This window comes from Ruegeria sp. AG6 (assembly GCF_056541565.1).
The window spans coordinates 1,170,939-1,190,748 of the sequence record NZ_JBQFYQ010000001.1 but is presented as its reverse complement, the minus strand read 5'-3'; the positions used below and the strand labels follow the sequence as shown (position 1 = coordinate 1,190,748).

At 58.1% G+C, this 19,810-nt stretch carries 17 protein-coding genes and 1 tRNA gene; 10 read left to right on the top strand and 8 right to left on the bottom strand.

Features of this window, described 5'->3' with window-relative positions; all coding sequences use genetic code 11:
* The 3 genes from tmk to ACR0I0_RS05945 are packed head-to-tail and all read right to left on the bottom strand — an operon-like array spanning nucleotide 1 to nucleotide 3,105.
* Entirely contained in the window at nucleotides 1-627 is a 627-nt protein-coding gene (gene tmk / locus ACR0I0_RS05955) for a dTMP kinase (protein ID WP_480490555.1), read from the bottom strand.
* Nucleotides 624-1,790: a D-alanyl-D-alanine carboxypeptidase family protein gene (locus ACR0I0_RS05950; protein WP_480490554.1), complete on the bottom strand. Its 1,167-nt coding sequence runs from the start codon at nucleotides 1,788-1,790 to the stop codon at nucleotides 624-626. The genes tmk and ACR0I0_RS05950 overlap by 4 nt, the downstream gene beginning before the upstream one ends.
* A 16-nt stretch (nucleotides 1,791-1,806) precedes the next feature.
* Nucleotides 1,807-3,105, bottom strand: a complete 1,299-nt coding sequence (locus tag ACR0I0_RS05945; protein WP_171722978.1) for an SPOR domain-containing protein — start codon at nucleotides 3,103-3,105, stop codon at nucleotides 1,807-1,809.
* Nucleotides 3,106-3,307: 202 nt separating this feature from the next.
* Between ACR0I0_RS05945 and ACR0I0_RS05940 the strand changes: the two genes are divergently transcribed.
* Nucleotides 3,308-3,397, top strand: a tRNA-Ser gene (locus tag ACR0I0_RS05940).
* A 162-nt stretch (nucleotides 3,398-3,559) separates the two neighbouring features.
* Nucleotides 3,560-3,685: a hypothetical protein gene (locus ACR0I0_RS05935; RefSeq protein WP_280922458.1), complete on the top strand. Its 126-nt coding sequence runs from the start codon at nucleotides 3,560-3,562 to the stop codon at nucleotides 3,683-3,685.
* An 87-nt stretch (nucleotides 3,686-3,772) separates the two neighbouring features.
* On the opposite strand, the gene ACR0I0_RS05930 is transcribed toward ACR0I0_RS05935, so the two are convergent.
* The 3 genes from ACR0I0_RS05930 to ACR0I0_RS05920 form a co-directional block, all read right to left on the bottom strand.
* Nucleotides 3,773-4,339 (bottom strand): TetR/AcrR family transcriptional regulator, encoded by a 567-nt coding sequence (locus ACR0I0_RS05930; protein ID WP_171631227.1) that lies wholly within the window; start codon nucleotides 4,337-4,339, stop codon nucleotides 3,773-3,775.
* Nucleotides 4,330-5,406 (bottom strand): flavin monoamine oxidase family protein, encoded by a 1,077-nt coding sequence (locus ACR0I0_RS05925; RefSeq protein ID WP_209832632.1) that lies wholly within the window; start codon nucleotides 5,404-5,406, stop codon nucleotides 4,330-4,332. The genes ACR0I0_RS05930 and ACR0I0_RS05925 overlap by 10 nt, the downstream gene beginning before the upstream one ends.
* A gap of 91 nt (nucleotides 5,407-5,497) precedes the next feature.
* Nucleotides 5,498-6,166 (bottom strand): cupin domain-containing protein, encoded by a 669-nt coding sequence (locus tag ACR0I0_RS05920; protein WP_171722980.1) that lies wholly within the window; start codon nucleotides 6,164-6,166, stop codon nucleotides 5,498-5,500.
* Nucleotides 6,167-6,766: 600 nt separating this feature from the next.
* Here ACR0I0_RS05920 and ACR0I0_RS05915 point away from each other — a divergent pair.
* From ACR0I0_RS05915 to ACR0I0_RS05900, 4 genes are all read left to right on the top strand, one after another.
* Nucleotides 6,767-7,717 carry an ABC transporter substrate-binding protein gene (locus ACR0I0_RS05915; protein WP_253283232.1) on the top strand — a complete coding sequence of 317 codons (951 nt, stop codon included), beginning with the start codon at nucleotides 6,767-6,769 and terminating at the stop codon, nucleotides 7,715-7,717.
* Between the two features lie 78 nt (nucleotides 7,718-7,795).
* Nucleotides 7,796-8,833 (top strand): quaternary amine ABC transporter ATP-binding protein, encoded by a 1,038-nt coding sequence (locus ACR0I0_RS05910; RefSeq protein WP_480490552.1) that lies wholly within the window; start codon nucleotides 7,796-7,798, stop codon nucleotides 8,831-8,833.
* Nucleotides 8,826-10,415, top strand: coding sequence for an ABC transporter permease (locus ACR0I0_RS05905; RefSeq protein ID WP_480490551.1), 1,590 nt, complete (start codon nucleotides 8,826-8,828; stop codon nucleotides 10,413-10,415). Before ACR0I0_RS05910 ends, ACR0I0_RS05905 begins: the two co-directional genes overlap by 8 nt.
* A gap of 54 nt (nucleotides 10,416-10,469) precedes the next feature.
* Nucleotides 10,470-11,450: an arginase family protein gene (locus tag ACR0I0_RS05900; protein ID WP_171631238.1), complete on the top strand. Its 981-nt coding sequence runs from the start codon at nucleotides 10,470-10,472 to the stop codon at nucleotides 11,448-11,450.
* Here ACR0I0_RS05900 and ACR0I0_RS05895 read toward each other — a convergent pair.
* Entirely contained in the window at nucleotides 11,447-12,415 is a 969-nt protein-coding gene (locus ACR0I0_RS05895; protein WP_480490549.1) for an agmatinase, read from the bottom strand. The genes ACR0I0_RS05900 and ACR0I0_RS05895 overlap by 4 nt on opposite strands.
* 73 nt (nucleotides 12,416-12,488) lie before the next feature.
* Nucleotides 12,489-14,009 carry a trimethylamine methyltransferase family protein gene (locus ACR0I0_RS05890; RefSeq protein ID WP_480490547.1) on the bottom strand — a complete coding sequence of 507 codons (1,521 nt, stop codon included), beginning with the start codon at nucleotides 14,007-14,009 and terminating at the stop codon, nucleotides 12,489-12,491.
* Between the two features lie 181 nt (nucleotides 14,010-14,190).
* Between ACR0I0_RS05890 and ACR0I0_RS05885 the strand changes: the two genes are divergently transcribed.
* The 4 genes from ACR0I0_RS05885 to ppk2 all read left to right on the top strand — a co-directional run bounded on the left by ACR0I0_RS05885 (nucleotide 14,191) and on the right by ppk2 (nucleotide 19,704).
* Complete coding sequence (locus tag ACR0I0_RS05885; RefSeq protein WP_480490545.1) at nucleotides 14,191-16,626, top strand: GcvT family protein; 2,436 nt, start codon at nucleotides 14,191-14,193, stop codon at nucleotides 16,624-16,626.
* A 90-nt stretch (nucleotides 16,627-16,716) separates the two neighbouring features.
* Nucleotides 16,717-17,688 carry a LysR family transcriptional regulator gene (locus ACR0I0_RS05880; protein ID WP_480490543.1) on the top strand — a complete coding sequence of 324 codons (972 nt, stop codon included), beginning with the start codon at nucleotides 16,717-16,719 and terminating at the stop codon, nucleotides 17,686-17,688.
* 222 nt (nucleotides 17,689-17,910) lie between these two features.
* Complete coding sequence (locus tag ACR0I0_RS05875; protein ID WP_171631249.1) at nucleotides 17,911-18,519, top strand: carboxymuconolactone decarboxylase family protein; 609 nt, start codon at nucleotides 17,911-17,913, stop codon at nucleotides 18,517-18,519.
* A 261-nt stretch (nucleotides 18,520-18,780) separates the two neighbouring features.
* Nucleotides 18,781-19,704 (top strand): polyphosphate kinase 2, encoded by a 924-nt coding sequence (ppk2, locus tag ACR0I0_RS05870; protein ID WP_171722987.1) that lies wholly within the window; start codon nucleotides 18,781-18,783, stop codon nucleotides 19,702-19,704.
* Nucleotides 19,705-19,810 lie beyond the last annotated feature (106 nt).

Here is a 19,810-nt window from a genome sequence, read left to right as displayed (position 1 = left end):
CTACCGCAGTGCTGCCTGGACGAATTCTGTCACATCCTGCGCAACGCTGTCCATGTCCCTGTTGCCATCCACGATGTGAAACCTGTCGGGGAACTCATCGGCCAGCGCCAGAAAACCGGCACGCATTTTCTTTTGTAAATCCGGGCCAAAGTCCTCGAAACGTTCTTCGGTGCCTTGTCGCCCCTTGGCGCGTGCCAGGCCCGTTTCGGGGTCCATGTCGATCAGCAGCGTCATGTCCGGTTCGCGCCCGATCATCAGGCTGTGCAACTGATCCACCAGATTTCGCAGGTCACCCCGGGACAAGCCCTGATACATACGTGTGCTGTCAGCAAAGCGGTCGCAGATCACAACCTTCCCTGCCTCCAGAGCCGGCTCGATTGTACGCTCCAAATGGTCGCGGCGGGCTGCTGTGAACAGCAGAATCTCGGTCTCGGCCGACCAGCGATCCGGGTCGCCCTCCAAAACCAAACTGCGAATTTCCTCGGCCCCCGCGGAACCGCCGGGTTCGCGCGTCAGTACCACCTCGTGACCCTGCGCGCGCAGATGTTCCGCCAGCATCCGTGCCTGTGTTGACTTGCCTGAACCGTCAATGCCTTCGAAGGTCAGAAATAACCCCGCTTTCGTCACATCGACTCCAGCGGGTTGTTGATCACGTCTTTCAATACGATACCGCCGACGGTCAGCATGCGCACCACAAACCCGCCAATCGCAACATCTTCGGCTGCCACCAGCGGGCGCCGGATTTCCGGCAGCCCTTCGGGCTTGATAACCAGTTCGGCCAGCTGCTGACCTTTTTTGACGGGCGCGTTGATCGGGCCCTCATAGACCACTTCGGCCTCGACATTCTGAGTGCCCAGAACCGGGAACAGCACATTCAGATCACCTTCGGGAACAAGCCCCACGGTCTTTTTCTCGCCCATCCACAGTTTGGCTTCGGCTATCGGCGTTTCCGCGGTGGCAACTGTCCTCTCGACAAAATTTCGAAACGACCAGTTAACCACGGCCTCAGCCTCCTCTGCCCGTTGGCCGGTGCTGTCGAGACCCGTCAGCACAAAGATCACACGCCTGTCGCCTTGTTTGGCGGACCCGACAAGGCCATAGCCCGCTTCTTGCGTGTGGCCGGTTTTCAGGCCATCTGCGCCGATATCCAGCCGCAGCAACGGGTTGCGGTTGCGGGCGTTCGAGGGCGCGCGGCCATCGAATTCGAAAACTTCTTCGGCGAAAAGGGGATAGTATTCCGGAAAGTCAGTGATCAGCCGGTCTGCAAGAACGGCCAGATCATGAACTGACATCATATGCCCGGCGGCGGGCCAGCCGTTTGAATTTGCGAAGTTCGAATTGTTCATGCCCATCTGCTTGGCCCGCTGGGTCATGTATCGCGCAAACCCTGTTTCGGTGCCATCCGGGCTGAGCGCTTCGGCAATGACGACGCAGGCGTCATTGCCCGACAAAACGATAATGCCGCGCAGCAGATCTTCGACACGTACGCGATCCTGCGTATTCAGGAACATCGTCGAGCCGCCATAGCTCATCGCGTGTTCCGAAACAGGCAGAGTTTCGTCCAGCGTCAAGCGCCCGTCCCGCAATGCTTCGAACGCAACATAAAGCGTCATGAGCTTGGACATCGACGCAGGCGGCAACGGTTGGTCGGCTTCTTTCGACAGCAGCACGGTACCGGTGGTTTGGTCGATCACGTAAGCCGCGCGGGCGGATGTATCAAAAGCCTGGGCCGGTATCGCCAGAACGGCAAGCCCAAGAGCCAGAACAGATGTTCGTATTGAGGACAGCATGTTAAGCCTCCCTGAATTAGTCGGTTACCGTGAACGCATCTTTGAAGCCAAGGTCTTTCACGTCCTTTTGAAAGGCTTTGCGCTCGGCCCTTGTTGCGGCGGGGCCTACCAGCACGCGCCACACTGTACTATTCGCTGTTTTCAGTTCCCGAACAACCGTGGGCATTCCGTTGCGACGCGCCTTTTGGGCTGCTGACTTGGCGTTCGCCTCAACGCTGAAGGTTCCAATCTGAACATACGGCTTACTCAAAGATGTCGCCGACGTTGTGGCTGCTGCAACAGGCGTGGCGTCTGACGCATCTATTGCTGCTGCGGCCCCTTCTACCGGGTCCAGCGGTGTTTCGGTGATCGCGGCAGGGTCTTTCTTTTGCCACCATTTCCGCTTGGCAGGTTTTTCGGCAGGGGGTGTGACCGGTGCATCCGACAAAGAGGGCGACGCCACGGCCGCAGCGGCTTCGGCGGCTACGTCTGCGCTGTCGGTCGCTGTATCTGCCGCCGCCACGGCAGTTCCCGCAGCCGCAGCTGTGGGGGCTTTCTTCTGCCACCATTTCCGCTTGGCGGGTTTATCGGCAGGTGCTTCGACCTGATCGTCGGCTGATGTAGGCGTCTCGGCATCTTCGCTTGCGGGCTCGACGTCCTCAGCCGTTTCATCGGATGAACTGGCTGCACCGGCTGCAACCGCAGTCGTACCAGCCGCGGCGGCGGCTGGTTCCTTTTTCTGCCACCACTTCCGTTTGACCGGTTTTTCCGGCTCTGCGGACGCTTGCGTGTCGGAAGCTCCATCAGCAACCGCAGCCGTGGTTTCGGCGGCCGATTCTTCTGCTTCTGGCGCATCTTCCGACGACGGTTCTTCCAGCTTTTCCCGGCGCAGTGCGACGACACTGACTTTTGTCGGCGCCCCCGCAAGCATTCCCAGCTCTTTCGCGGCAGCGGACGAGACCTGAAGCGCAGGCCCGGGCAGGTTGCGCTCGCGCCGGAACAGGGCGCCGGTCACCGATTTGTTGTTGGACGTGTTTTTGATCACGACACGTTCAGGTTGAGACGCATCCGGGTGCGCAACCCATATCCCGCCAAGAGACGGCCGGCCATCCCAAAGCCCTGCTTCGGTTGTCTGAAAAACCTCAGGGGCCTCGATATCACGCTGAGAGCCGGTGGCCACCTCGGGCAGGAGTTCCGTCTTGCCCGAATTGTCTTCCGGTTTTTCAGCCGAGTCAGAAGTTGACAAAACCTCTTCGCATCCGGCCAGTATCGTCAAAGTCAACGCCAGATACGCCAGCCGTTTAGGCCCCGGGCGTGTCTCGATCGCTCGCTTCATCTGCTTTTCCCTTGCCTGAAGGGGTTTCGTTTTCCGAACCCCACTGCCGGTCTGCTGGTTCTGGATGCCAGCCTGTCGCGGTCTTTCCTGCGGATCATAACGTGGCTGAAGTGTCATGGAAAGACCGCTGCACAGGCTTCGGCAAGATTTCCCGATTTCGACTTGCCTCTGGTCGAACTTCGCCTTAGACCCTGCTTTCGACGGGGAGGTGGCAGAGTGGTCGAATGCGGCGGTCTTGAAAACCGTTGGGCGTGAGAGCGTCCCCAGGGTTCGAATCCCTGTCTCCCCGCCACAAAAATGGCAAATCCGACCACACGCTGACCACGTCCCGTATTTTACGAACCTACGGTTTTTTCAGAAAATTCCCATGTCTGGTTCGTGTTCTAGTCCCCGCTTGGTCTGAGCATGCTTTGCGAGTCGCTTTTGGCCGGAACCTTTCGAGTGTTCTTGAGCCATGGAGAAATTTCTTTGTGACCTGTGGTGGACGCAATCTGGTGGTCAGTACATCCAGCCTCGGCCAATTCGCTTGCTGCGCTGTATCGCAGGCAATATCGACATCTACAAAGACCGCCCCGAATGATCACCCGAAATGGGGCTGGGGCAGGGGAGGCGGGCAGGCGCCTCAACAATCGACGCGGCCATTCTGTATGCGCAAGCTTGGGCCGTGTCACAAACATCGCGCAGTTAGAACCTCCACGGCGTCGTCAAAGGTTTGGGTGCTCTTCTCGACCCGAGCCGTCAGATGAGCGCCTTCCAGCAAGGCCAATGCCGCGCGTGCTTCTGCTTTCGGATCCTCAACGCCCGTGATCGAATGATCTGTTTTGCCAAGCGCAAAGACATTCTCGATCCACCGGGTCAACATGCGCCGGAACTCGCGGATTTTGTCGGTGACCTCATTTGACAAGCTTTCCCGGCTGATGATCAGCGACACACATAAGCATAGGGTTTTTCCGTCGTTCAAAGCCGCGCGATACAGCGCGATCAGTGCACGCATGCGCGCGCCCGCCGTTTCGCAAGTTTCCTCGATCTCGACGCAGCGTCCGGTAAGCTCGGTATGGTAGCGTGTCATCAAAGCTGCAGAAAGCGCGGCTTTGGTCGGGAAGTGATAGTGGATCGATGCCTTGCGGATGCCCACATCATTGGCAAGGTCGGCATAGCTGAAGCCGTCGAAGCCTTTGCTGCGTACGGCAAATTCGGCAGAATTCAGCAAAGCGGTTTTTGTATCTATTTCCATGCCACGTTCATCCTATTTGCGCTCAACAATGCCGCGGTGTTTTCTGCCGCTTCCAATGCACCTTCCAGATATCCCCCAAATTGCGCGGCTGTTTCGGTGCCACTGAAGATGATCCGGTCTTCCCAGATCCGCGTCATGGCCTTGGGCATGCCGTATTGCGGATGGGCATGTACGGGCTGAAGATCCAGGTTGGTTGCTGTGAAGCGATCAAACGCCCAGTCTTTTAACAAAAGCGCATTGGGGCTGGTCGCCTTGCGCCCGAACAATCGCCCCAGCTGAGCCAGAACCTGCTGCCGCAACGCCCCTTCATCCCGGCGAGCTTGCGCAGGGATGCCGATGAAACCGAACAGCGCGAAGGGACCACCGCTGGCAGGCGACGCGTCGTGGATTTCCACCATGGGACCGCGCCGGCTCATAGCATCCCCTGACAATCCGTCTTTGCGCCAGAACGGAGTGTCATAGACCGCAACTGCTTTGGCCTGACCGGCCATCCAGGTCGCGATGTGCCGCATGGCTGACAACGTGCCATCGGGCAGGGCGGGCTCATAGGTCAACTCGGCCGCGATACGTGGGGGCATGGCAAGTACCACACGGCTTGCCCAAATATGCTGTCCAGATTGCGAGGTGACCCGAACTCCGCCTTTGGTGCGGGCCAAGGCGGTGATCTGCGTGGACAGGTGAATTGCTCCATCCGGCAACCGTGCCGACAGCGCATCCGTCAAAGCAGCGAGCCCCCCGACCAGACGATAAGACCCTTCCATGGATGAAAACCCGCGGCCCCGCACAACACGGCCCTGTTCATCTTCGAAGCTCAGCGCGCCGGAACTGAATTGGTCAAACCGGTGCAGGCCCAGTCGGTCTGTCAGCGCTGCGATACGTGGCTGCCCGGGCCAGAACCAAGCCGGACCCATGTCCAGATGGGCGCGCCCCTGAAGCTCGGTTAGAATGCGCCCGCCCAGACGGCTGCGCGCCTCAGCAACCAGCACCTCCTGACCCTGATCCACAAGCTGTGTCGCCAGGCCAAGCCCTGAAAGTCCGCCACCGATGATGAGCGTATCAGTGCGCATGGGTCAAACCCCCTCAGTTGAAGGACGCAGGTCCAGCTTTTGGGCCCAACTCGACCGGGGTTGTTGCGCCAGGGTTTTGTTCAGACATCGGTTACACCGCCGGCGGTTGGGCGTAAGGCAGGTGGCCTGTCTTCATCCAGATCTTGGCCCCGTCCGCCCCAGCAACGGCCGTCAGGCTGTGGCCTTCAGGCAGGCGCAGCCAATCGTTTTTGACCAGTTCGTCCCCGCCTTCGGTGACCGACCCGTCGATGATCAGAACCTCGATCCCGCCGGGGGCGTCCGAGCGCAGCGTCGCGCCCGCGTCCAGATGGGCGTAGGTCACGATCTCGCGAGCATCCTCATGTAGGACTGCGGTGGCGATACCGTTTGCGGGTGCGCGCAGCTCATCCACCATGTTTTTGCGAAACTGGGTTCGGTCGTTCAGGTCGAACTGCCAAAGCTTGACGAAGATCGTGCATCCCGGTTCCGACCCCGGTGTGTGTTGCGAGGTTGGCGGGTTGCGCACATAGGTCCCCGCCGGATAGTCACCATGTTCATCCTGAAATACACCGTCAAGGACAATGAACTCCTCGCCACCCGTATGGGTATGGGCAGAGAAATGACTGCCCGGCGCATAACGTACGATAGTGGTGGCCCGTGCGACCTCGCCTCCGATCCTGTCCAGCATCCTGCGATCCACACCCTTCATGGGTGAGGCCTGCCATTCCAGCTGGTCCGAGTGAACGACAACGCGGTCAGAGAAGTCCGAATTGATTTCCATGGGGTCAGTTCTCTTCCTTGATTGCAGCAAGGATGACTATCTACCAGTAGGTAGGCAAATGCCAACTGAAATGTTGCTATAGGCGACACCTTACACAGAGTGTTGAACGGTTTCTTGTCAGTGTGGCTTGGTTCCACGGTTAGGTGACGCAATTGCCGGGAAGAAGTGCCACGCCTTTTTTGGGGGCGGGTGCGATACGCAAGATCAGGCGCATTAAGTATCTGAATGATATCAATTGCTTCGTGCGAAAGGACAGCTTCACCACCCGTTTCGAAACTGGTTGTGCCTTCTGCACGGGGCATTTCGGTGCTCAAGAAACCAGCGGGTATTTTCGGATTCTGAGGTTTCGGAGGGGCAATGTTGAATTGCAGGAAGTCGAAACAAACTTGCGAAAATACCGCATTCAAGAGGTATAAAAACGTATTCCTTGAAGGGCAGCGCATCCGCATGCTTCACTTTTGGAGCCATGTAAGCCTGTGATTTTGCTGGCCCAAAAAAACCCGAAAGGCACGGCCTTTCCACACAAAAAAAACTTAGCGCACCACTACCCGAGAGGGTGAGAAAAACAAGCGCGGAAACGACCCAACACGGAGATATCAGATGAAAAAAACTGCAACGCTACTTGGAAGCGCGTCTTTCGCGATTGCCGGGCCGGTCATGGCCGCGGATATCGTGATCGGTGTGCCCAACTGGGCCTCGGTGAACGCCACGGCACATATTCTTGAGGTCGTGATCGAAGAGAACCTCGGCCTGGACGTGGAATTGCAAAACGGCACCAACCCGATTGTCTTCGAGGCCATGGACAGCGGTTCGATGCATGTCCATCCGGAAGTGTGGATGCCCAATCAGCAAAACCTTCACGATACCTATGTCAAGGAAAACGGCACCGTCGTCATGAACCAAAACCCGGTTCAGGCGGAACAGGGCATGTGCGTGCCGACCTATATCGCGGAACAGTACGACATCAAATCGATCGATGACCTGAGCGACCCCGACAAGGTTGCAATTTTCGATACCGATGGCAACGGAACACCCGAGGTATGGATCGGTGCGCCGGGTTGGGCGTCGACCGTTGTCGAGAAGATCCGGGCCAAGTCCTATGGCTATGACCAGATCTTCGATTTGACGGAATACGAGGAAACCATCGCCTATGCCAATCTGGCAAATGCGACCAAAGCGGGCGACCCGTGGATCGGGTTTTGCTACAGCCCCCACTATATCTTCGTGACCCAGGATTTGACGGTTCTGGAAGAACCGCCTCATGATCCGGCCACCTGGACAATCGTTCAACCCACGGATGATCCAGATTGGTTGTCCAAGTCCGAGGCGTCCTCGGCCTGGAACGGAGCAACGCTTCACTTGCACTACGCCAAGGAACTGGAAGAGAGCTATCCCGAAGTGGCCGCCCTGTTCAGCAACTACCAGATGACAGGCGACGATCTGAGCGCGATGGGTAAGGCGCTGGCCGTCGACAACATCGAAGCTGCGGATTTCGCCAAGGAATGGGTGGCTGCGAATGAAGACACCGTCATCGGCTGGCTGACCAACTAAATCACCACTCTTTGGGCCGTCGCGCAAAACCGCGGCGGCCTTTTTCTGTCGGGCAGGGCATCGCCCTGTGGGAGATAAATGGACGAACCTGTCGTAAAATTAGAAAACGTTTGGAAGATCTTCGGCTCGCGTGCCGAAGAGGCAATGGAAGCGGTCAGAAACGAAGGCATAGGCAAGCCGGAGGTTCTGGAGCGGTTCAACTGTGTTGTCGGCGTTCAGGGCGCCACGTTCGAAGTGCCGAGGGGTGAGATTTTCTGTATCATGGGGCTGTCCGGCTCGGGCAAGTCCACATTGGTGCGACATGTGAATCGATTGATCGAACCCACGGCGGGTCGGATCGAGATTCTGGGTCACGATGTTTCGAAACTGTCGGAATCCGAGTTGCGCCGCATTCGCGCCCAGCAAATCGGGATGGTCTTTCAGCACATGGCGCTGATGCCGCATCGTTCCGTGCGCGATAATGTGGCCTATCCATTGGAGATCCGAAAGGTGTCCAAGTCAAAGCGCTGGGCCGTCTCGGATCACGCGCTGAGCCTGGTGAATCTGACAGGTTACGAGGACCGCCTGCCCAAAGAGCTTTCGGGCGGGATGCAGCAACGCGTGGGGATCGCGCGGGCGCTGGCCTCGGACCCGGAAATCCTGTTGATGGATGAACCATTTTCTGCGCTCGATCCGCTGATCCGCCTGCAGTTGCAGGACCAGTTCAAAGCACTTGTGGCGCAGCTCAAAAAGACCACGCTGTTCATCACCCACGATCTGGACGAAGCCATTCGGATCGGCCACCGGATTGCGATCATGAAGGATGGCGTCATCGTACAGATCGGAACCCCCGAAGACATCGTCATGAACCCGTCCGACGATTACGTGCGCGAATTTGTTCAGGGCATCTCAAAACTCAAACTGGTCAAGGCGCATTCCATCATGGAGCCTTTGGACAGTTATACAGGGCCACTTGACGGTGCGCCCCGAGCCGACGAGGGCGCGGATCTGGATCAGCTGATCGACCTGGCCGTGAATTCTGATCTGCCGGTCGTCATCACGGATGCGGGTATCGATGTGGGTGTCGTGACCAAGCCGCGCCTGTTGCGCGGTATCCAGGGGGGCAAAAATGACTGATGCTGCAACAGAGATGAAAGTAACGGCCGCCTCTGATATCGAGGTCGATCGCGAGGCCTTGGACCTTTCCATCAAAGAGTTCGCGGGTCCGAACGGTGACTACTATGTCAATGCGTTCCACAAGATTCATGATGCGACCAGCGCGATTCCCAACACGTTCAACACGTGGGCCGCGGTGCTGGGGCCATTCTGGTCTGCGTCACGCGCCATTTGGGGCATGTTCTGGACCTTTCTGATCCTTGAGATCATCGCGTGGGTCCAGATCGGCAGGGGCGCGTGGGGCAATCCCGGTGCGGATTTCGCCGAGCGCGCTGCGCGTCAGCAGGAACGTGCGGCCGAACTGTTGGCGCGCGCAGCGGATGCCACGGAACAGGCCGATATCGATCGTTTCACCAAACTGGCCGAGAACATACAAAAAGCAGCGGCCACAAGTCTGGAAAGGGCCGCCGCTGCTCAGTCCGAGGCGGCAGGAATCCTGATTACCGGGTTGTTGATGTTGCTGGTATTCAAATTGGTTCAAGGGTTCTATGCCGACCGCGTCTATGAAAAACAGTACTCGAACTGGCGTATCGATCCGGACAGCACGGAAAGCGGGCGTTCGACCCGTAATATTGTCATGGGTGCGATCCTTGTCGCAGCAATCGGACCTTTGATTGTGTACAAGTTCACCGTGAACGCATCCCTTCCATTGTTGGACGCGTTCCCGGAACAGCAAGTGTCTGCGATATTTCTTGGCGAAGGCAACGGCACGCTGTTTTCGAGCTTGGCAAACTGGATGGAGGCCAGGATTGATGCCGCGGCGGCGGCAGGCGGCGACATCTTTGACGGGATCGTGGCGGGCGTGCGATCGGTGCTTGATGCGCTGACGATTGCACTGATCGGGTCGCCCTGGCCGGTGGTCATGCTGGTCATCTGTGTGACGGCCTGGCGTGCGGCAGGACCAAGAGTTGCCATCTTCACCGCGTCTTCTCTGGCCTATATCGCATTGCTGGGGTATTGGGACGTGGCGATGGAAACGGTGGCTCTGGTCGGTGCGGCGGTGCTGCTTTGCGTCGTTTTCGGCATTCCACTGGGTATCTGGTTCGGCAAATCGAAGCGCGCGTATCGCGCGGCGGAACCGGTCCTGGACCTGATGCAAACGCTTCCCGCCTTCGTCTACCTGATCCCGATCATCGCCTTCTTCGGCACCGGCAACCCGCCGGGGATTCTGGCCACCATCATCTTTGGCATGCCGCCGGTGATCCGCCTGACGGCACTGGGAATGCGGGGCGTGCCTGAAAGCATCAAAGAAGCTGCCGTCGCCTTTGGCGCGTCGAAATGGCAACTGTTGAAGGATGTTGAAATTCCGCTGGCGCTGCCATCGATCATGACCGGTGTGAACCAGACGATCCTGATGTGCCTGTCCATGGTCGTGATCATCTCACTGATTGGCGGGGGCGGTTTGGGCAAGGAAATCCTCGAGGCGCTGCAATACGCGGCCAAGGGGCCGGGCCTGCTGGGGGGCTTTGCGATCCTGTTCCTTGCCATGGTCATGGACCGGATCGTGCAGGGCGCGTTCCGACGAGAAGACGAAAAACTCTGAACGCAAACGCCCCCGGTTCTGATCGAGGGCGCTTTTCTTTGATCCGAGGAAACCATGACAGATCCGTATGAACAATCGATGATGGACAACCTGTATTGGTGGGGCGTGCCCACACTGTTCCGGTGTCCCAATGTCGGGCCCGAAGGGCAGGATATCGCACTGGCGGGCGTGCCGCATTCGACGGGCAACGGCACGACCGAAAGGGACCAGCACCTGGGACCACGCGCGTTGCGGCATGTCTCGGCAGTACAACGCAGGGTGCATTCGGTCTTTGAAATTGATCCCTGGCAGAGTGCGCGGATCGCGGATGTTGGTGATGTGCCTTTTCCAAAGGCCAACGACAACGAAGATTGCATCGAACGCATCACTGAATTCTACAAGACCATAGACACGGCCGGAGCGCGCCCCGTTTCCGTCGGAGGCGACCATTCCATCACCGGTGGCATTGTTCAGGCCCTGGGTGGCGGCAAGCTTGCAGGCGGGCAGCCGGTCAGCTTTCTGCATCTGGACGCGCATACGGATGTCTTCACCAAGGTTGATCACTTTCTGGGGGCCAAGAAATCCGCGGCTCACTGGGGGGCCTATCTGGCTGATCAGGGGCAGGTGGATCCAACCCGGTCGATGCAGATCGGTCTGCGCGGCCATCCACGCAGTCTGGACTGGCTGCAACCGTCTTACGATTACGGGTACAATATCGTCACCATGCGAGAGTTCCGACAGCGCGGATTGCAGGACGTCGTGGCGCAGACCAAAGAGGTTTTGGGTGACCGCCCGGTTTACATCACCTTCGATCTGGATTGTCTTGACCCAACCGTCGCGCCGGCCGTGTCAAATCTGGAACCGGGTGAGAAGGGGTTTGACATCGATGAGGCGGTCGGCATCCTGCGTGCGGCGCGCGGTTTGAACATCATCGGCGGCGATGTCGTCTGCATGATGCCCACCAAGGACAACCCCAACAACATCACCGCGCTGACGGCGGCGGCCGTGATGTTCGAGATGATTTCGATGATTGCCGAGAACGTCGCGCGGGCCTAGCGCCGCGCGTCGATCGCCTGTGCCAGAACGCAAAGCAGCTCGAACATCAGCGAGATGCCAAGCCACGCCGTTCCACCTTGGGGGTCGAATGGCGGTGACACTTCGACAAGATCGGCGCCAACAAGGTTCAGGCCGGACATCCTGCGAATGACCTGCTGGGCCTGAAAGCTGTTGGGCCCGCCGATTTCAGGTGTTCCCGTGCCGGGGGCGTAAGTTGGATCGACAAAGTCGATGTCATAGGTGCAATAGGTCGGCTGCATGCCGACGATATCGCGTACCTCGTTCATGACGTCGTCTATGCCCCGGTCGAACAGCTCTTCGACGCGAATGATGCGGATGCCCTGCGCCTCGCCCCATTCGATATCTTCAGTGTTGTAGGCCGTGCCACGGATTCCGACTTGTACAAAACGCTTCGGGTCCACCAATCTTTCCTCGACCGCGCGGCGGAACGGGGTGCCGTGGGTGAATTTGTGACCTCCGAAATAAGTGTCGAACAAGTCGGTGTGACTGTCGAATTGGATCAGGCCAACAGGACTTGAAGCGGCCAGGGCTCGCAGGACGGGCAGGGTGGTCAGGTGATCCCCTCCTGCGGTCAATGGTGTGATGTTGCGGGTTCGAAGATCAGAGTAGAAACGCGTGACCCGATCCAGCGTGTCTTCTATGTCGACGGGATTGGGGGCGACGTCTCCTAGATCTGCGCAGTTCACCATTGAAAACGGTGCCACACCCGTAACCGGGTTCATCGCCCTGATCATCGTGGAATAATCTCTTAATTGCCGCGGACCATGCCGGGCGCCGGGGCGATTGGTGGTTCCGCCGTCCCAAGGGATACCGACGATGCCCAGTTCGACTTCCGAGATACGTTCGTGCGCCAGATCCAACATGGGCAGGCGCATGAATGCGGGTATGCCGGCAAATCGGGCCAGTTCCATGGCGGATACCGGTTGAAAAAATGAATCGGCCATGATGCCCCATCCTCTGCAAGTTTCCTCAGCGACCCTAACGGTTCAGGACCAGGCAGGAAATGCCCGCGGCTCTTCAAGACAGGATATGAAAACGCCGGCGGATTTCGGCGTCTTGTTCCGGGGTGAGATATTCGGGGTAATGCGTGCGCAACACCTCTTGAGCGGCGCGCCGTGCGGATGACCACGCATCCATCGCGCCATCGGTTTGCCAGGTGCGGGGCTCCTGACGATCGGCGAGTTTCGGATAGAAATAGTCTCGTTCCATGGCTTCATAGGTTTGCTCGCTGCCCAGAAAATGCCCATCGCCCAAAACCGAATGGCATATGGCGTCAAAGCCAAGATTGGCTTCGGTGACCTCGATCCCGCGCAAGACGCGATACGTGTGCGAGTGCATTTCGTTGTCGAGAACGAAGGCCTCGAAGCTGACCCCGAGCAGAGATGCCGTCATGCCCGAGCTTTCATAGATCAGATTGCCTCCTGCCAGCGCTGCCGCCAGCGATGTGATGCCTTTTTCTGCCCCATGCTGGGCGTCGATGGCCTTGGCATCCGCCATCGAGGCGGCCACACCCGACGGCAAACCCAGCCAGTTCGTGATTTGCGCCGACGCCGCATTCAGGATTGCGGTCTCACCGCTGCCCCCTGCGAAAGAGCCGGTCCTGAGATCTACGATGAAGGGCCAGTTGGAAAAGACCATCGGAAAGCCGGGTTTGATCGCATTGACCATCACGAGACTGGCCAGCGTTTCGGCCAGTGACTGCGCCAGAAATCCGGCCAGAGTTGCCGGGGCGGTTGCGCCCGCCTGCGCGGCCGTGATGCAGGACATCGGCATGTTATGGGCGATGCATTCATAAACCACATCCACGGCATCCTCGCCGTATCGCATTGGTGAAATGATCGGACTTATATGCGCTTTGAGGAAGGGGCGTTTGGCGAATTCCCCGGCCCCTCCGGCGACGATGTCCAGCATCTCGACGATCGGGCCGACATGTTCCGCCAACGTGAAAGACGTTGCCATTGGCTTGGTTGTGTTGCGTACCAAAGCGTAAACGGTGTTGACGTCCAGATCGAACACATCCGGGACATCGGTTGCCACGCAGCATCGGGTGAACCAACTGACATTGGCCAGCGTGTCCTGCAGCCGGGTGAAATCATGCAGATCGGCCAGGGTTGAGGGGCGATAAAGCCCACTGTTGATATCAAGGGTCTGAACCGCAGCACCGCCGGTGCCAAAATACACGCGGTCGCCACCCACCTCGATGGATCGTTTTTCATCCCGGCCATGAAAGGTAAAGCTCTTCGCGGCCGAGGCGATGGCCTGTTTGACCATTGAACGGGGAAAAACCAGCCGGTTCTGTTCCCGATCCTGGGCACCCGCCGCCCTGAGGTCGAAGGCCAGCCTGTCCGGCACGTCTCCCATCCCCAGCTTTTCCAGCAAACGCAGCGCCGTGTCATAGATCTTCTCGATTTCCGATATGCTCAAGGGCTTGAATGCCCCGCCTTTCTGACCGGGGGGGCAAGGATCAATGACGGGCTTGGCCGCACGCTGTGCATGCCGTGCTTTGCGTCCGCTTCGTTTGATGCTGTCGGATGGCATGTGTTTTCGTCACCTAGCGTTTTCCTGCACCGTAGGACCCAAGTTGTCCCGGTATCAAAGAAGAAGTGCCGTTTTCAGAATCCGAAATCGCGGTTTCGATTTTCCGGCACCCGTATCTGCCCTGTTGTCTGCGCATCCCGTTATTCAGCAAGACTGGTGCCGAAGTTGAAGGAGCACTGCCATGAAGTCGCGTACCAGAGCCGTTGTGATAGGGGGCGGGATCGCCGGATGTTCGACGCTCTACCACCTGACCCGGGAAGGGTGGACCGACGTGGTTTTGGTCGAACGGAATGAACTGACCTCGGGCACGACTTGGCATTCGGCGGCGCAGGTCACCAATTTCGGCATGAACCAGACGATCGTCGGCCTGAAATCGCATTCGATCCGTCTGTACAAGGAGCTGGCTGACGATCCGGATTACCCGATCAACTATCATCACGCAGACGGTGGGATCCGTCTGGCCAACACCGAAGGGCAGATGCAGGGCTATCGTCACTTTGCGTCCATGGCGCGGGGGATGGACGTACATTTCGAGGTGATAGACGCGGATGAATGTGCCCGGAGACACCCGTTGATTTCGACCGACAATCTCATCGGTGGGCTTTGGGATCCGCTGGACGGCGACATCGATCCGGCGCAATTGTGCCAGTCCCTTGCGCGCCGGGCACGCAAGGCGGGCGCCGAGGTGTATCGAAATACGCCGGTGACCGCGCTGACACAGCACAGCGATGACACCTGGACCGTGCATACCGAGCACGGGGATATCGACTGTGATGTCGTCGTCAACGCCTGCGGCTACAGGGTCAACGAGGTCGGCGCCATGATGGGTGTTCATCATCCCGTGTCGTCCATGGAACATCAGTATTTCCTGACCGAAGAAATCGAGGCCATCCGGGATGCCGGACACCGGATGCCGCTGCTGCGCTGCCCGATCAGCGATTACTATTGCCGGCAGGAAAAGAACGGCCTGTTGCTAGGGTTCTACGAGCAGGGGTGCAAAACCTGGGGTATGGACGGGATTGATCCGAACTTCGTGAACGCATTGTGCCCGGATGATCTGGACCGCGTGACCGATGTGCTGGAAGGGGCCTTTGCGCGCATGCCCGCCTTGATGGAAGTTGGTATTCACACCGTGGTCAACGGACCGATCACCTATACCATTGATGGTGCCCCATTGGTCGGTCCGATTCCGGGCAAGCGCAACGCGTACTGCATTATTGGACTGCGGGCCGGGCTGGGTGAAGGTGGCGGTCACGGGTGGTTGCTGGCACAGCAGATCGTGCATGGCGATGCATGTTATGACACGTGGTGCCTCGACCCGCGGAGGTTTTCGGGTCATGCCAATGTGGAACTCACCGCGCTCAAGGCGATTGAAGATTATCAGAACGAATTCAGGTTCCACTTTCCGCATGAACATCGCCCCGCGGGCCGACCCGCCAAAACGACCCCTCTGACGCCTGTTCTGGCATCCGAAGGGGCCGAGTTCACTGTGGTCAACGGATGGGAAAGGGTAGACTATTTCAAACCCGATCCCGATTTCTCGCCAACGCTCAGTTTCGATTTTGACGAAACCTTCGATTTGGTGGCCGCCGAAGTCGAAAGCATTCGAACCGGCGTCGGGCTTGCAGAGGTAAACGGGTTCAACCGTATCGAGATCACGGGACTGGACAGGCACGCATTCCTGGATCGGTTGTTTTGCGGGCTTGTTCCTCGGCGCGAGGGGCGTGTCGGGTTGGGATACCTGTTGAATGACCATGGTATGATCAAGGCAGAAGCGACGATTGCCAATCTGCCCGCCAGCCACAGGGGGGCGGCCCGCGTTTGGTATGGTTCCGCCGCGGCAAGCGAGTTTCACGACATGGATTGGTTGCGCCTGCATCTGCGCAGCGATGAGGACGTTCAGTTGCGCAGCCTGACAAATGATCAGACCATTCTGGTTCTGGCTGGTCCGAAGTCGCGTTCTGTCTTGTCAGCCTGCGCCAGAGGAGATTGGTCGGCTGATGCGTTCCCGTGGCTCAGCGTGCGCGAGTGCTTTGTCGGTATTGCTCCGGCGACGGTCATGTACCTGAGTTACTCGGGCGAGCTGGCCTATGAAATCCATGTTCCAAATGCCTCGCTCTATGCGGCCTATCTTGCCTTGCGCGAGGTCGGCGAAACGTACGGGCTGAAACTGTTCGGTGCCAGGGCCGTTGAATCCATGCGCATGGAGAAGAGCTTTTTGCACTGGAAAGCCGATCTGATCACCGAATTTGATCCTTTTGAAACCGGGCTGGATCGGTTTGTCCGACTGGACAAGGGCGTCTTCGTGGGGCGTGATGCCCTGTTGAGACGGAAGTCCGAAGGACAACGACGCAAGCTGGTCCCCTTGCGCATCGATTCAACCCTTGGCCCGGCGCATCCCGGCGCATCACTGATGCAGGATGATACTGTCGTTGGCACCATCACGTCGGGCGAATGGGGGTATCGCACGGAGCTGAATCTGGCGCACGCTTTCATTCATCCATCCCTGGCGCAGCTTGGCCGCGAAATGGAGCTGGACAGCTGCGGGAAACGGATTGGTGCGACGGTTATCAGCCCAAGCCCGTACGACCCGGATTTTATGCGAATGAAAGCCTAGAATCGACCGTTTTGATCAACTTCTTCATTGCCGCATGGGCAAAACTTTGCTTCGCTAGTTTCGAACAAATCGAAACAATGGTCGGTTGCCGTGTCCAAATCTCTGAGTCTTCGATGGCTGGAAGTGTTTCAGTTGATCGCCAAATCCGGATCGATTCAGCAAGTCGCATCAGAAACAGACTTGTCGATCAGCACGGTTTCGAACCACCTGCGCAGCCTTGAACGCGCGTTGGGGATTGAATTGGTCGACCATGGGCGTCGCCCGATGGGCCTGACGCCGGCGGGCGAGGTGTTTGCCCGCTATGTGCGTGAGGGTCTGACTGTGCTGAAGCGCGGTGAGGCCGAGATACGAACGGGAAACTGGCAGCATGCGACGGATCTGCGGCTGGCTTTGATCGATGACTTCGACAACCAGATCGCGCCCGACCTTGTTCGTTTTCTGGCGCAGGCTCTGCCGCGGTGCAATTTCCGCCATTTCACGCGCCCAAGCCACGAAATTCTTGCCAAACTTCAGGAACACAAGCTTGACGTGGGCGTCGCCACACGACCGCTTGGTCGTACCGAGGGGCTGATCGAATACCCGTTGATGAGAGACCCCTTCATCGTCGTGGTTCCCAACAAGTTCGAAGGATCCCCGGACGAGCTGTTCAACCCGGATGCCGATTTGCCATTGTTGAGGTATTCGCGTGACTATGTGATCGGCAAGCAGATTGAAACTCAACTGGCCCGAAGCAAGTTCAGCCTGCCCAACCGGTTTGAACTGGAGTGCAACCAATCCATCATCGGCCTGGTCGCGCAGGGCAGTGGCTGGGCAATCACGACCGCGGCGTGCTTTCACCGAACGCAGAGGTTTCACAACAGGGTAAAGGCCATGCCCTTTCCCGGCAGCAACTTCGTTCGCACAGTGTCGCTGTTTACAACCGAAGTATACCCGGCAACGACGTCGGAGCTGATCCAGAAGGCCATGAGCAAATTGATACGTCAGCATTTCACAAGACCGATGTGTGCCCGGCACAATTGGCTGAAGAATGAGTTCCGCACCATGGAGATAGAGGGCGTCTAGCCCAATCTGACCGGGTTGCCGAACAGCTGGTGGTTGAGGACGAATGCTCGGACGGCTTTGACTGGACAGGCCGTGCAGGTGTTTCGGAAAACCGGGCCGATGTTCAAATTGCGGTCTGCGCTGGTTCGGGTTCTTTCTGACGGGGTGTCGAATTCGTCTCGCCTCGGGCTCAAAGCGCTTTTAGTCTCTGAACGACAGGCAATCACGTCAACAGGAAGCCAAATGAGCTGGATCAGAACCATCCCCTTCGAGCAAGCCACAGGCAGGCTGAAGAAACTCTATGACCGCGTCACAGGCCCGGGCAACAATGTGGACAATATCATGATGGCGCATTCGTTGCGCCCGCATTCGATGGAAGGGCACATGGCGATCTACAAGGCGGTGCTGCATCACTCGGGCAACAAGACACCGAAATGGTTTCTTGAGGTGCTGGGCGTGTGGGTCAGCTCTCTGAACCGATGCGGATATTGCGTGGAACACCATTTCGCAGGGTTGCAGCGGTTGCTGGCCAACGAAGAACGGGGAAACGCGATCCGGGCGGCGATCGAAGCCCGCGATCCGGCGGCCGCGCCATTGGATGCAGCGCAGGTGGCGGCCATGACCTATGCGCGCAAACTGACCGAGGATCCGGGCGATCTGGTCGAAGCGGATGTGATCGCGCTGCGCACGGCAGGGTGGGATGATGGAGAAATCCTCGAGATCAATCAGGTCTGTTCCTACTTCTCTTATGCGAACCGCACGGTTCTGGGGCTGGGATGCTCGACAGAAGGCGACGAATTGGGTCTGTCGCCCAACAACTCTGACAACCCTGACGATTGGGGGCATAGATGAAGCCTGAAACAAGGGGATCAGCGATCCGGTGCGCCAAACGGGCGCCAGCTTTGGCCATGTTGGCCGAGGTCGATTAGACGATCCTATTCAGGATTCAGGCAAGGGCCGCTCGGGCATAGCTTGAAAAACGACGTTTGTATCGGACCCTTGTATCCAGTGCGGAATTTGTGGGTTTTTGAGGCATCAATTTGACCCCAATCAAAGCGCATCCATGGCCTTTCTGCTAGCTCCTTTCCGGGACAACAGAAAAGGAAAGATTTCATGGAAGCCATTGCTCGGGTCGAAACAAATTCAACTCAGGTCAAGACCGGGCCGACGCCGGTTGCAGACGTCGCAGAGCCCAGCCCTGAAAAGATCCGGCAGGCGTTTGAAAGCGGCAAGTACCCCTATGGCCGCAAGATGGCGCGGTCGGTGTACGAAGAACAGAAGGCCAAGCTTCAGGCAGAGTTGCTGAAGGTTCAGTTGTGGGCGCAGGAAACCGGGCAGCGTTTCGTTCTGCTGTTCGAAGGGCGCGATGCTGCCGGCAAGGGCGGTACGATAAAGCGCTTCATGGAGCACCTCAATCCGCGTCAGGCCAGGGTCGTGGCCTTGAATAAACCCACTTGGGAGGAAAAGGGGCAATGGTATTACCAGCGCTATATTCAGGAACTGCCAACAGTTGGCGAAATGGTGTTCTACGACCGGTCCTGGTACAACCGCGCGGGTGTCGAGCGGGTGATGGGCTTCTGCTCTCCCAATGAATATCTGGAGTTCATGCGGCAGACGCCAGAGTTGGAGCGGATGCTGGTACGTTCGGGCATCCAGCTTTACAAATACTGGTTCTCGGTCACGCAGGAAGAACAGCAGCGTCGTTTCAAAAGTCGCGAGACGGATCCTCTGAAACAGTGGAAATTGTCACCAATTGACAAGGCCAGCCTCAGCAAGTGGGACGATTACACCGAAGCTAAAGAGGCCATGTTCTTTTACACCGATACCGCGGACGCGCCGTGGACGATCATCAAGTCGAATGACAAAAAACGCGCGCGGCTGAATTGTATGCGCCATTTCCTGTCGACGCTGGACTATCCGGGCAAGGATCACGACATTGTGGGTGAACCCGATCCGTTGATCGTGGGGCAGGCGCATCACGTGATTCACCGCTCCGAGCATATTCTGGGTACGACACTGCATCCGGACGCTCGTTAATCACGCCGGTGCCCGCCTGGACCGTGCAAGCGGGCACCGAGGTATCATGTTGACATTTTAGCGATCATCTCTTGTCTCGCGCCAAGCCCGCGCATATGGCTGGTGC

Coding starts and splice junctions, on each gene's coding strand:
- ppk2 (WP_171722987.1), top strand. CDS start 18,781: ATGGAAGCCATTGCTCGGGTCGAAACAAATTCAACTCAGGTCAAGACC.
- ACR0I0_RS05935 (WP_280922458.1), top strand. CDS start 3,560: ATGGAGAAATTTCTTTGTGACCTGTGGTGGACGCAATCTGGTGGTCAG.
- ACR0I0_RS05900 (WP_171631238.1), top strand. CDS start 10,470: ATGACAGATCCGTATGAACAATCGATGATGGACAACCTGTATTGGTGG.
- ACR0I0_RS05950 (WP_480490554.1), bottom strand. CDS start 1,790: ATGCTGTCCTCAATACGAACATCTGTTCTGGCTCTTGGGCTTGCCGTT.
- ACR0I0_RS05930 (WP_171631227.1), bottom strand. CDS start 4,339: ATGGAAATAGATACAAAAACCGCTTTGCTGAATTCTGCCGAATTTGCC.
- ACR0I0_RS05945 (WP_171722978.1), bottom strand. CDS start 3,105: ATGAAGCGAGCGATCGAGACACGCCCGGGGCCTAAACGGCTGGCGTAT.
- ACR0I0_RS05925 (WP_209832632.1), bottom strand. CDS start 5,406: ATGCGCACTGATACGCTCATCATCGGTGGCGGACTTTCAGGGCTTGGC.
- ACR0I0_RS05915 (WP_253283232.1), top strand. CDS start 6,767: ATGAAAAAAACTGCAACGCTACTTGGAAGCGCGTCTTTCGCGATTGCC.
- ACR0I0_RS05920 (WP_171722980.1), bottom strand. CDS start 6,166: ATGGAAATCAATTCGGACTTCTCTGACCGCGTTGTCGTTCACTCGGAC.
- ACR0I0_RS05910 (WP_480490552.1), top strand. CDS start 7,796: ATGGACGAACCTGTCGTAAAATTAGAAAACGTTTGGAAGATCTTCGGC.
- ACR0I0_RS05905 (WP_480490551.1), top strand. CDS start 8,826: ATGACTGATGCTGCAACAGAGATGAAAGTAACGGCCGCCTCTGATATC.
- ACR0I0_RS05890 (WP_480490547.1), bottom strand. CDS start 14,009: ATGCCATCCGACAGCATCAAACGAAGCGGACGCAAAGCACGGCATGCA.
- ACR0I0_RS05895 (WP_480490549.1), bottom strand. CDS start 12,415: ATGGCCGATTCATTTTTTCAACCGGTATCCGCCATGGAACTGGCCCGA.
- ACR0I0_RS05885 (WP_480490545.1), top strand. CDS start 14,191: ATGAAGTCGCGTACCAGAGCCGTTGTGATAGGGGGCGGGATCGCCGGA.
- ACR0I0_RS05875 (WP_171631249.1), top strand. CDS start 17,911: ATGAGCTGGATCAGAACCATCCCCTTCGAGCAAGCCACAGGCAGGCTG.